General features: G+C 72.3%; 14 protein-coding genes. 11 read left to right on the forward strand and 3 right to left on the reverse strand.

The features are described from left to right. The first annotated feature begins 66 nt into the window (after positions 1-66). The 4 genes from ACZ4EF_RS13490 to ACZ4EF_RS13505 all read left to right on the forward strand — a co-directional run bounded on the left by ACZ4EF_RS13490 (position 67) and on the right by ACZ4EF_RS13505 (position 2,849). Positions 67-249, forward strand: a complete 183-nt coding sequence (locus ACZ4EF_RS13490; RefSeq protein WP_355340787.1) for a hypothetical protein — start codon at positions 67-69, stop codon at positions 247-249. A gap of 202 nt (positions 250-451) precedes the next feature. Continuing rightward, a complete protein-coding gene (locus ACZ4EF_RS13495; RefSeq protein WP_355340784.1) occupies positions 452-892 on the forward strand; it encodes an XRE family transcriptional regulator in 441 nt (146 codons plus the stop codon). A gap of 87 nt (positions 893-979) precedes the next feature. Beyond that, complete coding sequence (locus ACZ4EF_RS13500; protein WP_355340781.1) at positions 980-1,537, forward strand: ParH-like protein; 558 nt, start codon at positions 980-982, stop codon at positions 1,535-1,537. Next, positions 1,530-2,849 (forward strand): MAB_1171c family putative transporter, encoded by a 1,320-nt coding sequence (locus ACZ4EF_RS13505; RefSeq protein ID WP_467504392.1) that lies wholly within the window; start codon positions 1,530-1,532, stop codon positions 2,847-2,849. Before ACZ4EF_RS13500 ends, ACZ4EF_RS13505 begins: the two co-directional genes overlap by 8 nt. Positions 2,850-2,857: 8 nt before the next feature. Here the strand turns inward: ACZ4EF_RS13505 and ACZ4EF_RS13510 are convergent, their stop codons facing one another. After that, on the reverse strand, positions 2,858-4,717 hold the full coding sequence (locus ACZ4EF_RS13510; protein WP_355340775.1) for an ATP-binding SpoIIE family protein phosphatase: 1,860 nt from the start codon (positions 4,715-4,717) through the stop codon (positions 2,858-2,860). A gap of 235 nt (positions 4,718-4,952) precedes the next feature. Between ACZ4EF_RS13510 and ACZ4EF_RS13515 the strand changes: the two genes are divergently transcribed. From ACZ4EF_RS13515 to ACZ4EF_RS13525, 3 genes are all read left to right on the forward strand, one after another. Next, entirely contained in the window at positions 4,953-6,317 is a 1,365-nt protein-coding gene (locus tag ACZ4EF_RS13515; RefSeq protein WP_355340772.1) for an NAD(P)/FAD-dependent oxidoreductase, read from the forward strand. Positions 6,318-6,415: 98 nt separating this feature from the next. Continuing rightward, complete coding sequence (locus ACZ4EF_RS13520) at positions 6,416-7,303, forward strand: AraC family transcriptional regulator (RefSeq protein ID WP_467504394.1); 888 nt, start codon at positions 6,416-6,418, stop codon at positions 7,301-7,303. 47 nt (positions 7,304-7,350) lie between these two features. Continuing rightward, positions 7,351-7,815, forward strand: coding sequence for a VOC family protein (locus ACZ4EF_RS13525; RefSeq protein WP_467504396.1), 465 nt, complete (start codon positions 7,351-7,353; stop codon positions 7,813-7,815). Positions 7,816-7,827: 12 nt separating this feature from the next. On the opposite strand, the gene ACZ4EF_RS13530 is transcribed toward ACZ4EF_RS13525, so the two are convergent. Then, entirely contained in the window at positions 7,828-8,334 is a 507-nt protein-coding gene (locus tag ACZ4EF_RS13530; protein ID WP_467504398.1) for a GyrI-like domain-containing protein, read from the reverse strand. A gap of 93 nt (positions 8,335-8,427) precedes the next feature. Here ACZ4EF_RS13530 and ACZ4EF_RS13535 point away from each other — a divergent pair, with 93 nt between their 5' ends. Further along, positions 8,428-9,222, forward strand: a complete 795-nt coding sequence (locus tag ACZ4EF_RS13535) for a GNAT family N-acetyltransferase (protein ID WP_391044857.1) — start codon at positions 8,428-8,430, stop codon at positions 9,220-9,222. 69 nt (positions 9,223-9,291) lie between these two features. Beyond that, complete coding sequence (locus ACZ4EF_RS13540) at positions 9,292-9,741, forward strand: MarR family winged helix-turn-helix transcriptional regulator (RefSeq protein ID WP_355340757.1); 450 nt, start codon at positions 9,292-9,294, stop codon at positions 9,739-9,741. Between the two features lie 18 nt (positions 9,742-9,759). Here the strand turns inward: ACZ4EF_RS13540 and ACZ4EF_RS13545 are convergent, their stop codons facing one another. Continuing rightward, positions 9,760-10,449 carry a DNA polymerase ligase N-terminal domain-containing protein gene (locus ACZ4EF_RS13545; RefSeq protein ID WP_467504459.1) on the reverse strand — a complete coding sequence of 230 codons (690 nt, stop codon included), beginning with the start codon at positions 10,447-10,449 and terminating at the stop codon, positions 9,760-9,762. Positions 10,450-10,768: 319 nt separating this feature from the next. Here ACZ4EF_RS13545 and gndA point away from each other — a divergent pair, with 319 nt between their 5' ends. Both gndA and ACZ4EF_RS13555 read left to right on the forward strand, forming a co-directional pair. After that, entirely contained in the window at positions 10,769-12,211 is a 1,443-nt protein-coding gene (gndA, locus tag ACZ4EF_RS13550) for an NADP-dependent phosphogluconate dehydrogenase (RefSeq protein WP_355340753.1), read from the forward strand. An 82-nt stretch (positions 12,212-12,293) separates the two neighbouring features. Next, a complete protein-coding gene (locus tag ACZ4EF_RS13555) occupies positions 12,294-12,650 on the forward strand; it encodes a PRC-barrel domain-containing protein (protein ID WP_355340750.1) in 357 nt (118 codons plus the stop codon). Positions 12,651-12,841: the final 191 nt, after the last annotated feature.

Consider the following 12,841-nt stretch of genomic DNA (forward strand, 5'->3'; position numbering starts at 1 on the left):
AAGACCCCGTCGCCGTCCGGCGGCGGACCACCGGAAATCCCATGGACGAGAGACGAGGAAACACCCATGAACGAGGTGCTCAGGCTCCAGGCGCTGGGGAGCGAGAAGGACCAGGGCAAGGCGAATCTCCAGCCGATCAGCGTGGCCGGCAGCACGCTCAGCGTGGTGTGCGGATGGGACTGCGTCTGGGGCAGTTCCCTGCGCATCGCGCAGGAGCCGCAGGGCCCCGGCCTGCTGAACCCGGCCTGACCGACCCGCCCGACCGCACCGGTCGGGCGACAACTCCCTTGCCTCGTAGGCCAATCGGCGGCGGTGTCCGGCACGGCGGACACCGCCGCCGCCGTATGGGCGCACGCAAGCGGACCATTCCGGCGGCTGTGTGTACCAGCTAGGATGAAGCCGGACACGGGACGAACCCATACTGGCTGCACCGACGAAGGGGGGGCGGGCGATGGGCGAGAACGAGTCGCGGGCCCCCTCCGCGTCGACGCTGGCCGACAAGATCGACGCGCTGTTCCGGGTCGTGCGACGGCCCAACCGTGAGCCGTACAGCCATGAAGAGGTCGCCCGCGCCTGCCGCGAGGCCACCGGCGAGAGCTTCTCCGCGACCTACCTGTGGCAGTTGCGCACGGGCCGTCGCGACAATCCCACCAAACGTCATCTCGAAGCCCTGGCACAGTTCTTCGACGTGCCGGTCGGATACTTCTTCGACGACGAGCAGGGCGCCGCCATCGCCAAGGAGCTTGAGCTGCTCGGCGCGCTGCGCGACGCGGGCGTCCGCAGCATGGCCCTGCGCGCGGTCAACCTCTCCCCTGAGGGCGCGGCCACGATCAGCGACATGATCGATGTGCTCGCCCGCAGGGAGCGTGGCTCTCCCAGCCGCGAACCCTGACAGCGCCTGAAGTGCACGCAGCGCTTGAAGTGCGCGAACTCTTCGGTGAGATCTCGCGGTTCCACCCGGCGGACAAGGGGACAGCGTGTGAGACGTGTGCGACGTGACCGGAGCCGAGCTCTGTGGCACAGATGTCAGCGGACGGTCGACGGGCTCGACCTGCCCAATCCGTTCGACGCGACGGTCTTCATCGGGATGCTCGCGGTCGCCCGCGGCCGTCCGATCGAACTCGTGCCCGTCTCCTCCCGGCCCCACACACCGTGCGGCCTGCTGGTGACCACCGACCACGGCGACTGCATCCTCTACGCCGCCGACACCAGCGCGCTGCACCAGCAGCACATCCTGCTGCACGAGGCGGCCCACCTGGTCTGCGGCCACCACGAGACCGCGCCCGCGGCGTCGGCCGCCGCCCAGGTCCTGTTACCGCACTTATCGTCGTCCCTGGTCCAGCGGGTACTCGGCCGCAGTGTGTACACCGAACCGCAGGAGCAGGAAGCCGAGTTGGTCGCTTCGCTGATCCTGACCCGTACCGCCCGTCCGTTGGGGAACACCGTCCCCGTGCCGCCGCCGCATCCGCAACGAACGCGTCTGGACAGGTTGTTCGGCATACCGGAGGACCGCGCGTCGGGCCGCCGTGATGGCTGATCTCCTGTCGTTCGTCTCCGCCGCGTTCTTCCTGGTCTTCGGTGTCCACCGGCTGGTGATCACCCGCCGACCGTGGTCCGATTCCGCGCAGCGCTACGTCTACGGCTTCGCGCTGTGCCTGGGCTCGGGCATGCTGTTCAACACCCCCGCCCTCACGAAGGCGTTGTCCTCCGACACGACCTTCGACAACCTGGTCAACCTGGGCATCCACGACGTGAAGATGGTCGGTTTCGCCTTCCTCGTCCTGGTGGCGTACGCGCTCAAGTCCCCTGCGGCGGCGGCCCCGCGTGCGGTGCGCCTCCAGATGTGGGCGGCCGGTGCGGTACTGGCCGTCTCCACCGCGCTCTACCTGGTGGCCGACCCCGCCATCGCGGGCGACACGCTGACCGTCTCCTCCGGCCACCGATGGGCCCTGGCGTCGTACAACGCGCTCTTCGCCCTCTACGGTTCGTGGTGTCTGGCCGTCCTGGCCAGGGAACTCGCCGACCACGCCGCTCGGACCGCCCCCGGGCTGCTGCGTACGGGACTGCGGCTGATGCTGCTCGCCGCCGCGGTCGGCGCGGTGTGGACGCTGTGGGCGCTGGACGATGTCATCGCGGACCTGCGCACCGGCAGCCAAGGCGTCGCCGAGGACGTGGTCTCCTCCGTGCTCGGCGCGGTCACCGCGGCGCTCGCCACCGGAGGAGCCACCACCACGCTGTGGGTCGGCGCGCTCGGCGCCCCCATGCGCTGGCTGCGCGCCTACCGCAGCCACCGGGCGCTGGAGCCGCTGTGGTCGGCGCTGCACAGCGAACTGCCCGAGATCGCCCTCGACCCGTCGGCCGCCGACCGCCGACCGGGCCTGCGGCAGGCCGAATTCGCCCTCTACCGCAGGGTGATCGAGATCCGCGACGGCCATCTCGCGCTGCGCCCGTACTTCGAGTCCGGCGTCACGGCCTGGACCGACGGACGCGGGGGAGACGACGGCAGCGAGGTGACCGGCGGCGACGCGATCGACTGGGCCGACGAGCGCGGCCGTGACCGGCGGGCCGTGCTCGAAGCGGCCACGATCGCGGCGGCGTTGGAGAACAAACGCGCCGGGCGGCTGTGCGAAGGCACCGCCGCTGAGCGGTTCGCGCCCCCCGGCCACACCCCGCCCACGGTCCCCGGCACCGTGGAGGCCGAGGCGGCCTGGCTGCTGGAGGTGACGGCCGCCTTCACCTCGTCCCCCACGGTCGCCGCCGTACGCCACCGCACCCGTACGACCGCCGCAGCCCATACGGCCGGGGTCCGCGCGTCCGAGGCCCGCATGCCCGAAGTCCGCAACGGCTGAGCCGACCCTCAGACGTCCTGTCCCGCGACCCCGTCGGCGTCCTCCGACAGCTCGAACCACACCGTCTTGCCCTCCGACTCCGGCCGTACGCTCCACTGCTCGGACAGGATGTCGAGCAGGACGAGGCCGCGGCCCGAGGACGCCATCTCGCCCGGGGTGCGCTGGTGGGGCAGTTCGTCACCGCTGTCGGAGACCTCGACGCGCAGCGTGCGGTTGCCGGGCTCGCCCGAGATCGAGGCCATCAGGGCCGCCGTCTGGTCGGTGTGCACCAGCACGTTGCCCAGCAGCTCCGACGCGAGGAGCACGGCGGTGTCCACCTGGTCGGGCTGCGCCCAGTCGTGCAGCAGCGCCCGCAGCTCGGAGCGCGCCTCGGCCAGGCCCTCGGCCTCGTCCTGCTCGATCGTGGTCAGGATGCGCCGAACGGGTCGCACGGGGCGCTGGACGCCGGTGTCGCGGCGCAGCATGAGCAGCGCGATGTCGTCCTCGTTGCGCGGGCTCAGCCGCTCCTCGCCGTTCTCGGTCACCGGGCCGACCACGCTCTGGATCAGCCGGTCGGCCATCCCCTCCAGGTCGGAGGTCGGGCCGGGCGACAGCGCGTCCCGCACCCGGTTCCAGCCGGTGTACATGTCGTGCCCGCCGGTCTCGATGAGCCCGTCCGTGCAGAGCATCATGATCTCCCCGGCCTGGAGCTCCAGTACGTTGACCGGGTAGTCGTCCTCGTCCGGCATCAGGCCGAGCGGCAGCCCGCCCCTGATGTGCTTGATCATGCAGGTGCCGTCCGGCATGCGCAGCACGGGGTGCGGATGCCCGGCCCGCGCCACGTGCAGCGTGCCCGCCGCCGGGTCCGCCTCGATGTAGATGCAGGTCGCGAATCTGTCCCCGTCCAGCGAGGTCAGGAAGCGCGACGTCCGCGACAGCACCGCGTCCGGGCCGTGCCCCTCGGCGGCGTACGCGTGCACGGCGGTCCGCAGCTGGGCCATCAGGCTCGCCGCGTGCAGGTCGTGGCCCTGCACGTCGCCGATGACCAGCGCCAGACGGCCCGAGGGCAGGTCGATGATGTCGTACCAGTCACCGCCCACCACCAGCCCGCCGCCGGTCGGCACGTACCGCGAGGTCACGGTCATCCCGCGGTACACCGACGCGCCCCGCCCCATGCTGCTGCGCAGCCCGCGCGACAGGGCCAGCTCCGCCTCGCCGGTGTGCGTCCGCTCCAGGGCGCGGGAGATCAGCCGGGCGAGCGTGACCAGCGTGCTGCGCGTGTCGCTGTCGAAGTCGACGTCGTCCAGGAACGCCACCAGCCACACCCCGGTGATCCGGCCCGTGCTCACCAGCGGCAGGAACGCCCACGACCTGCTGCCCTTGCGGGCCGCGAGCCGCCACGTCGTCGGAAAGCGGTCGCGGTACTCCTCGACCGTGGGCAGATACACCGGGCGGCCGGTGCGCAGCACCTCCGCCGCCGGATAGTCGGTGGTGATCGTCATACGGACGGTCCGGCTGCCGCTGGTCCGGTACCCGTACCGCCCGATCAGGTTCAGCGACCGCTCGGTGACGCCGAACAGGGCGGTGCCGTCCATCGGGAACTCCGGCGAGGTGAGCGACGCCAGAGCCATGAAGACCTCGTCCACGGAGGTCGCCTCGGCCAGGGCGCGGCCCGCCTCCAGCATCCGCACATCACGGTGCCTGCCCGCGTCGGTGGGCGCGCGGGCGGCGCCGTCCCGCTCACCGTCCTCGCCCGGCGCGGGCCTGCGGGTCCTCTCGTGCGGGCCGGTCTCGTTCAGGGCATCGATCTGACGCAGTTCGGCGGCCTGCTCGGCGGCGCGCCCCGCCGTCCGGTCGTCCGCCGGGGGTCCCTCGTCACGATCGTTCATCCACGGCCCCTTCGACTCATCCGCCGTCCCGTCGCTTCGTAGCTTCGTCGTTTTGTCCGCTTGTCGTCCGTACCATGCTCCGTCGAGTCGGCCGTCCGTGCAGCGCGGTGTACGCCGTGACCGGCCGTCCGGCTGGCGGGCCCGCTCGCGCCGTACTAAGACAGGAGGTGTGCCGGACCGCGTTCACGGGGCAGGGGAGCAGACGGACGCGAAGACCTGAGAAGGGACGGATGTCGTGGCACGACCCAGGATTCTCGTGGTGGGCGCCGGTTTCGCAGGAGTGGCGTGCGTACGCCGCCTGGAGCGGTCGCTCGCCGCCGACGAGGCGGACGTCTCACTGGTCACACCGTTTTCGTACCAGCTCTACCTGCCGTTGCTCCCCCAAGTGGCCTCCGGGGTGCTGACCCCGCAGTCCATCGCGGTGTCGCTGCGCCGCAGCAGCAGGCACCGGACCCGGATCATCCCCGGCGGGGCCGTGGGAGTGGACACCAAGGCCAAGGTCTGCGTGATCCGCAAGATAACGGGCGAGATTTTGAACGAGCCGTACGACTACATCGTGCTGGCGCCCGGCAGCGTCACCCGCACCTTCGACATCCCCGGACTGCTGGACAACGCGCGCGGCATGAAGACGCTCGCCGAGGCCGCGTACATCCGCGACCACGTCATAGCGCAGCTCGACCTCGCGGACGCCAGCCAGGACGAGGCCGAGCGGGCCTCCCGGCTCCAGTTCGTGGTGGTCGGCGGCGGCTACGCGGGCACCGAGACCGCCGCCTGCCTCCAGCGGCTGACCAGCAACGCGGCCAAGCGCTACCCGCGCCTCGACCCGAAGCTGATCAAGTGGCACCTGATCGACATCGCCCCGAAGCTGATGCCGGAACTCGGCGACAAGCTGGGCAGGAGCGCGCTGGAGATCCTCGGCAAGCGCGGCATCGAGGTCTCGCTCGGGGTGTCGATCGCGAAGGCGGGACCCGAGGAGGTCACCTTCACCGACGGCAGGGTGCTGCCCTGCCGCACCCTGATCTGGACCGCGGGCGTCGCCGCGAGCCCGCTGGTCGCCACGCTCGACGCCGAGACGGTACGCGGCAGGCTCGCGGTCACCCCCGAGATGACCGTGCCGGGGCTCGACGGTGTCTTCGCGCTGGGCGACGCGGGCGCGCTGCCCGACGTCACGAAGGGCGAGGACGGCGCGATCTGCCCGCCCACCGCGCAGCACGCCATGCGGCAGGGCCGCACGATGGCCGACAACATCCTGGCCACCCTGCGCCACCGGCCGCTCACGCCGTACGCGCACAAGGACCTCGGCCTGGTGGTCGACCTCGGCGGCAAGGACGCGGTCTCCAAGCCGCTCGGCATCGAACTGCGCGGCCTGCCCGCCCAGGCGGTCGCCCGCGGCTACCACTGGTCGGCGCTGCGCACCAACGTCGCCAAGACCCGCGTCATGACCAACTGGCTGCTCAACGCGGTGGCGGGCGACGACTTCGTCCGCACCAACTTCCAGTCCCGCAGCGCCGGCACCCTGCGCGACTTCGAGTACACCGACACGTATCTGACGCGCGAGGAGATCCTGGAGCACACCAGGGGCATGGTCGCGGGCGGCTGACGGCGGCTGACGGCGGCGGTCGCCGGACGTTACGGTCGCCGTACACATCGGGCCGTCGCATACGGCGGGCCGCCGCGTCCGCCGGGAGGACGGAGAGCGTGAGCACGGGTACGGGTACGGAGCCGGTCACCGGCACGGACGTCGTGGACGAGGCGGTACGCGGCAGGCCCGCGCCCGCCCTGCGCGGCCTGGTCGGCTGGTACTCCGGCTACCGGCAGCGCGGCGTGCCACCGACCAGGCACCGGGGGCTGCCGTCCCCGTACCTGACGCTGATCCTCACGCTCGACGAACCGCTCACCGTCGCCGCCCACCCCGACCCGGCGGAACCGCCCGGCGACTTCTCGGCGCTCGTCGGCGGCCTGCACACCACCCCCGCGCTGATCAGCGTGCCCGGCCGCCAGTCCGGCGTGCAGATCGCCCTCGACCCGCTGGGCGCCCGCGTCCTGCTCGGGCTGCCCGCGAGCGCGCTGGCCGGAGCGGATCTCGCCGCGCAGGACGTGCTCGGACCGTCGGTCGCCGACGTCCTGGACCGGCTGCGGGCCGCCCCGGACTGGGCGGGCCGCTTCGCCGTCGTCGACGCCTGGCTGCTCGACCGGGCACGCGCCGACCCGCGCGCGGGCGTACGGCTCCATCCGGAGGTACGGCACGCGTGGCGGCTGCTCGCGGCCACCGGCGGCACGATCGGCGTGGCGCGGCTGGCGGCCGAGGTCGGCTGGAGCGACCGGCGGCTGCGGGACCGCTTCGCGGCCGAGGTGGGACTGAGCCCGAAGGCCGCCGCACGGGTGATCCGCTTCGACCGCACCCGCCGCGGCCTGGCCTCCTACGGCGCCGCCGAGGGGCGGCTGGCCAGAATCGCCGTCGACCGCGGCTACTTCGACCAGGCGCACATGGACCGCGAATTCCGGGCCCTGGCGGGCTGCCCGCCGACACTGTGGCTCGCCGAGGAGCGCCGAAACATCCAATCCGGGCACCACCCGTCCGAGTGAGGCTGGACGCGACAGCACACCGGCAGCACTGAGGAGGTCCGATCCCCATGACCGAGAGCACTGGCGACAACCCGGCGCAGGGCGCGAGCGGCGGCGGTTCCGCGCGAGCGAAGACCGCACCGCCGCCCCAGGTCTGGCCCACCCTGCGCGCCCGCGACGCCCGCGGGCTGATCCGCTTCCTCGTGGACGCGTTCGGCTTCGAGGAAACCGCGGTCTACGGCGAGGGCGACACCGTCGCGCACGCCGAACTGGCCTGGCCCGAAGGCGGCGGCATCATGCTCGGCTCGGTCCGCGAGGACCCGGACGGCACCTGGGCCAAGCGGCCCCCCGGCTCCTTCGGCGCCTACGTCGTCACCGCGGACCCCGACGCGCTGCACGCGCGCGCCAAGGCCGCGGGCGCCGAGATCACCACCGAGCTGTTCGAGACGGACTACGGCTCCCGCGACTTCGCGGCCCGCGACATCGAGGGCAACCACTGGTACTTCGGCACCTATCCGGGCGAGCCGCGATAGGCCCGCGCGGCCTCAGTCGGCCAGCCGGAACTCCAGGTCCGTCTCCCACTTCGCGGTGTCGGGCTGCGAGCGCGGATCGGTGCGGTAGCTCTCCATCCGGCAGCCCCACCGGTCGCCCTCGGCCGTCGGCCTCATGTCCCAGCGCAGCCCCGCCGCCAACGCCCAGTCGAGCAGCAGCGCCGTGGCGCCGACGAGCCCGGCGGGGCTGCCGAGGTGCGTGTACGTCACGAAGCGGCCCGCGGGCAGCACGCCGGAGAACAGGTCGCCGTCGCGCACCACCGCCCCCGCGACGGGCACCCCCGCCTCGACCTCGAGCTGCCTCGCCATGTCGATGACGTTGTACTTGAGGAAGGGCGGCCCGGCGGGCTTCACGCCGAGCGCGGACAGCCGCCCGATGACTTCGGGGATGCGGTGGGCGATGGTGTCGACCGATTCCATGGTGACAAGGGCCCGGACGGCCGCGTACGGGCGAGCGGCGCGGTCGACGATCCGGGGCGGTACGTATCCGGTAGTGGTCATGCCCCGGTAGACCGGCCGCGGACCGCGAACTCATCGCGGGCGCCGTACGGGGTCCGCGAAAACCACTTGCGGGCCTTCGTAGCGTTGGCTCGTATGACGAACAGTGACGGCCTGCTCGCGGCCTATGACGAGCAGATGCGCGGCGCTCCGCCGAACCTCCCCGCCGGGGTCAGGTGCGAGTGGGACGGACCGGTCCTGCGGCTCAGCGGGCAGTACCGCGGCTTCGTGAGCACACCGCCCGACCTCGGCGTGGAGGGCGCGGAGCTGGACCGGCTGATCGCCCGCCAGCGCGACTTCTTCGCGGCGCGCGGCGAGGCCGTGGAGTGGAAGACCCGCGCGCACGACCGGCCCGCCGACCTGCCCGAGCGGCTGCTCGCGGCCGGCTTCGTGCCCGAGGAGCGGGAGACCGTCGTGATCGGGCGGGCCGAGGAGATGACGGCCGACCCCGTATTGCCGGACGGCGTCGTCCTGCGTCAGGTCACCGCCGACGCCGACCTGCGGCGGATCGCCGCCATGGAGTCGGCCGTGTGGGGCCAGGACTGGGGGTGGCTGGCCGACGACCTGGCCGGCCGGATCGCCGCCGCGCCCACCGAGGTCGTCGTCCTGGTCGCGGAGGCCGACGGCCAGGTCGTCTCGGCGGCCTGGCTGGTGGTCAGGACCGGCACCGACTTCGCCGGGCTGTGGGGCGGCTCGACACTGGAGGCGTGGCGCGGCCGGGGCATCTACCGTGCGCTGGTCGCCGCCCGCGCCAATGTCGCCGCCGCCCGGGGCATCCGCTACCTCCAGGTCGACGCCTCGGACGACAGCGCGCCGATCCTGCGGCGCCTCGGCTTCCACGCGGTGACGACCACGACGCCGTACATCTGGTCGCCCCCGGTCCGGACCTGAGAGCGGGGACGTGCCCGCGGTACGGACTCCCGTGCCGCGCCCGGCCACCGGTCTCTTTACGGTAGGGGTATGGAAGAGAGCACCGAGGACATCTCGCGGACCGCGGTCCAAGCGGCCCACGACCTGCGGGTGACGGTCAGCCGTCTGCTGCGCAGGCTGCGGGAGATCGCCGACACACAGGACCTGACCCCCTCCCAGACCTCGGTGCTCAGCAGGCTGGGCAAGGGCGAGGAGTCCACCGCCAGCGCGCTGGCCGCCGCGGAGGGGGTCCGTCCGCAGTCGATGGCCGTCGCGCTCGGGGCGCTCGAACAGCACGGGTTCATCGAGCGCCACCCCGATCCCCGCGACGGCCGCAGGCAGTTGATCGTGCTCACCGCCGCGGGCCGCGAGCGGGTCCAGGGCAACCGCGTGGCCCGCGAGGAGTGGCTGGCCCGCGCCTTCCAGGACCGCTACACGCCGCAGGAGCGCGAGACGGTCATCGAAGCGCTGGCCCTGATGGAACGCCTCACCCAGCCGTAGCCCGCGCGGCGGCCGTCCTCACGCGGGTCCTGATCCGGCGGGCCCTGTTCCGTCGGGTCCTGTTCCGTCGGGCCCCGATCCGGCATTCCCCGACCCGGCGGGCCCTTCCGGCGGCTCCTCGCGCTCGACCGCCGCGAGGGTGCGGCCGGTGAGGACCGAGCGGGCCCTGCGCGGATCCGGAGTGGTCCCGCGGCCCGGCGTGCTGTGCGCGTCCTTCTTCTTGACCAGCAGCCACGCCGGGTCCGCCGCGTCCCCCTGACCGCCGTCGGCGGCCTGGTGGATCCGGGTCAGCGCGTACGCGCCGAGCAGTTTCGTACCGCGCAGCTCGAAGGAGGCGTGGCCGCGCTCCAGGGCCCGCGCGAACGCCTCGGGACCGCCGTCCGTCAGCGGGTGGTAGGTGCCGTGGTCCCAGACGATGACGGGCCCCGCGCCGTACTGGCCGCCGGGGATCACGCCCTCGTACTCCCGGTACTCCAGCGGGTGGTCCTCGGTGGGCACCGCGAGCCGTTTGTCGCGCGGGTCGGTGGACGGCCCCCTCGGGACCGCCCAGGACTTCAGCACCCCGTCGACCTCCAGCCGGAAGTCGAAGTGCATCCGGGTCGCGTCATGGATCTGCACGACGAAGGACGGGTCGTCGCCGGGGGCCGCCGTACCGCCCTCGGGCTCGTCGGTGCGGTCGAAGCGCCGCATGCCGCGGTACTTCGCCAGCCGGTCCCGCTCCTGGCCCGTACCCCGGTCGGCGCCCTGGCCCGCTTCCTTGTCGTCGCCCGAGCCCGTGCCCGTCCTCGCGTTGCTGTTCGCGTCGGTGTCGGCGTCCGCCACGACGGCTCCTCTCCGTACGGCCCGCTTCTGCCATCATCGGGCAGCCGGAGCGACCCGGCCCGGCCGGAGCGCTCCGCACGGGTGGCTGCCGGCCGCCGGAAGAGGCAGGCTCGACAGTGGGGCCACGGGAAGCGCACGGCCCCGGCCACCGTTGCACGGCAGGAAGACGTACGCAGACGCACACCAACAAGTGTGGAGACATCGCATGAGCGGATCGGCGGACATCGGCGTCACCGGGCTGGCAGTGATGGGCAGCAATCTCGCCCGGAACTTCGCCCGCCACGGCTTCACCGTGGCCTTGCACAACCGCACCACCGCCAAGACGAACGCCCTGGTGGAGCAGTTCGGCGACGAGGGCACCTTCATCGCCGCGCAGTCCGCGCAGGAGTTCGTCGCGGCCCTGGAACGGCCGCGGCGGCTGGTCATCATGGTCAAGGCCGGTGAGGCCACCGACGCGGTGATCCAGGAATTCGCGCCGCTGCTGGAGTCGGGCGACGTGATCATCGACGGCGGCAACGCGCACTTCGCCGACACCCGCCGCCGCGAGAAGGAACTGCGCGAGCAGGGCATCCACTTCGTCGGCACCGGTATCTCCGGCGGCGAGGAGGGCGCGCTCAACGGCCCGTCGATCATGCCCGGCGGGTCCGCCGAGTCCTACGAGTCGCTCGGCCCGCTGCTGGAGCGGATCGCCGCCAAGGCCGAGGACGGCACGCCCTGCACGACGCACATCGGCCCCGACGGCGCCGGCCACTTCGTGAAGATGGTGCACAACGGCATCGAGTACGCCGACATGCAGCTCATCGCCGAGGCGTACCACCTGCTGCGCGAGGTCGCCGGTTACTCGCCCGAGCAGATCGCCGAGACCTTCAAGACCTGGAACACCGGGCGCCTGGACTCGTACCTGATCGAGATCACCGCGCAGGTGCTCGCGCACACCGACGCGGCCACCGGCAAGCCCTTCGTGGACGTCGTCGCCGACCAGGCGGAGCAGAAGGGCACCGGCCGCTGGACCGTACAGATCGCCCTCGACCTGGGCGTCCCCGTCTCCGGCATCGCCGAGGCGGTCTTCGCCCGCTCGCTGTCGGGCCACGGCGAACTGCGGGCCGCCTCGCGCGACCTGCCGGGCCCCTCGGGTGCGGTGCTCGGCGAGGCCGAGGCCGCCGCCTTCGCCGACCGTGTGGAGCAGGCGCTGTACGCGTCCAAGATCGTGTCGTACACGCAGGGATTCCACCAGATCCAGGCGGGCAGCCAGACCTACGACTGGGACATCGACCTGGGCGCGGTCGCGTCGATCTGGCGCGGCGGCTGCATCATCAGGGCCGCCTTCCTCGACCGGATCAAGGAGGCGTACGACAGCCGTCCCGACCTGCCGAGCCTGCTGTCCGACAAGCAGTTCGCCGAGGAGATCGGCGCGGCGCAGGACGACTGGCGGTCGGTCGTGGCGACCGCGGTGGGCCACGGCGTGCCCACGCCCGGTTTCTCCGCGGCGCTGGCGTACTACGACGCGCTGCGCGCCGAGCGGCTGCCCGCGGCGCTCACGCAGGGTCAGCGCGACTTCTTCGGCGCGCACACCTACCGGCGCACCGACCGCGAGGGCTCTTTCCACACGTTGTGGGGCGGCGACCGCTCGGAGGTGAGCACGGATTGACCCGACTGCCACGTGCGTGTGGCGCGTGGACCGGGGCACAAGGAAAGTGAACGGGTACAGCACGTCACCAGGAGGACTCGTCATGATCAAGCCCGCTGATCTCCGCGAATGGCGCGACCACGACGTGGTCGACGCAGAGGGACACAAGATCGGCTCCCTCGAAGCGGTGTATGTGGACACCGGCACGGACGAGCCGCTGATGGTCACGGTCCAGATCGGCCTGCCCACCAGGCACCGACTCACCTTCACGCCCGTCACGGACGTGATCGTGGGCCCCGGATGGGTGAAGGTCCCGTACGACAAGGCATTGGTGAAGTCGGCCCCCTCGATCGGCACGGACGACGTCCTGCCCGTCGAGGACGAGGAGGCGATCTTCCAGCACTACGGTCTGCCGTACAAGCCGACCGGCGACGGCGTGCGCCTGCTCGCCCGACGCTGACGGCGCGTTCGCTGACAGCGCGCGAGCACTGACGGGTACACCCGTTCCCGCACCATCGCCCGTGAGAGAACAACCGAGTGGGGGGGGGGGGGGGGGGGGGGGGGGGGAACCCACAACGTCTCCCGCAAAACCCCCCCAAGGCCCCGGCTGGTCAAGCGTGGGGGCTCTGACCGAGGGTGGGGGGGTGTTCG

It is taken from the genome of Streptomyces sp. NPDC025721, from assembly GCF_055558595.1.

Excerpts from the sequence above, each read along its gene's own strand:
- ACZ4EF_RS13535 (WP_391044857.1), top strand. The coding sequence starts at position 8,428 with ATGACGAACAGTGACGGCCTGCTCGCGGCCTATGACGAGCAGATGCGC.
- ACZ4EF_RS13510 (WP_355340775.1), bottom strand. The coding sequence starts at position 4,717 with ATGAACGATCGTGACGAGGGACCCCCGGCGGACGACCGGACGGCGGGG.
- ACZ4EF_RS13540 (WP_355340757.1), top strand. The coding sequence starts at position 9,292 with ATGGAAGAGAGCACCGAGGACATCTCGCGGACCGCGGTCCAAGCGGCC.
- gndA (WP_355340753.1), top strand. The coding sequence starts at position 10,769 with ATGAGCGGATCGGCGGACATCGGCGTCACCGGGCTGGCAGTGATGGGC.
- ACZ4EF_RS13490 (WP_355340787.1), top strand. The coding sequence starts at position 67 with ATGAACGAGGTGCTCAGGCTCCAGGCGCTGGGGAGCGAGAAGGACCAG.
- ACZ4EF_RS13495 (WP_355340784.1), top strand. The coding sequence starts at position 452 with ATGGGCGAGAACGAGTCGCGGGCCCCCTCCGCGTCGACGCTGGCCGAC.
- ACZ4EF_RS13505 (WP_467504392.1), top strand. The coding sequence starts at position 1,530 with ATGGCTGATCTCCTGTCGTTCGTCTCCGCCGCGTTCTTCCTGGTCTTC.
- ACZ4EF_RS13525 (WP_467504396.1), top strand. The coding sequence starts at position 7,351 with ATGACCGAGAGCACTGGCGACAACCCGGCGCAGGGCGCGAGCGGCGGC.
- ACZ4EF_RS13530 (WP_467504398.1), bottom strand. The coding sequence starts at position 8,334 with ATGACCACTACCGGATACGTACCGCCCCGGATCGTCGACCGCGCCGCT.
- ACZ4EF_RS13555 (WP_355340750.1), top strand. The coding sequence starts at position 12,294 with ATGATCAAGCCCGCTGATCTCCGCGAATGGCGCGACCACGACGTGGTC.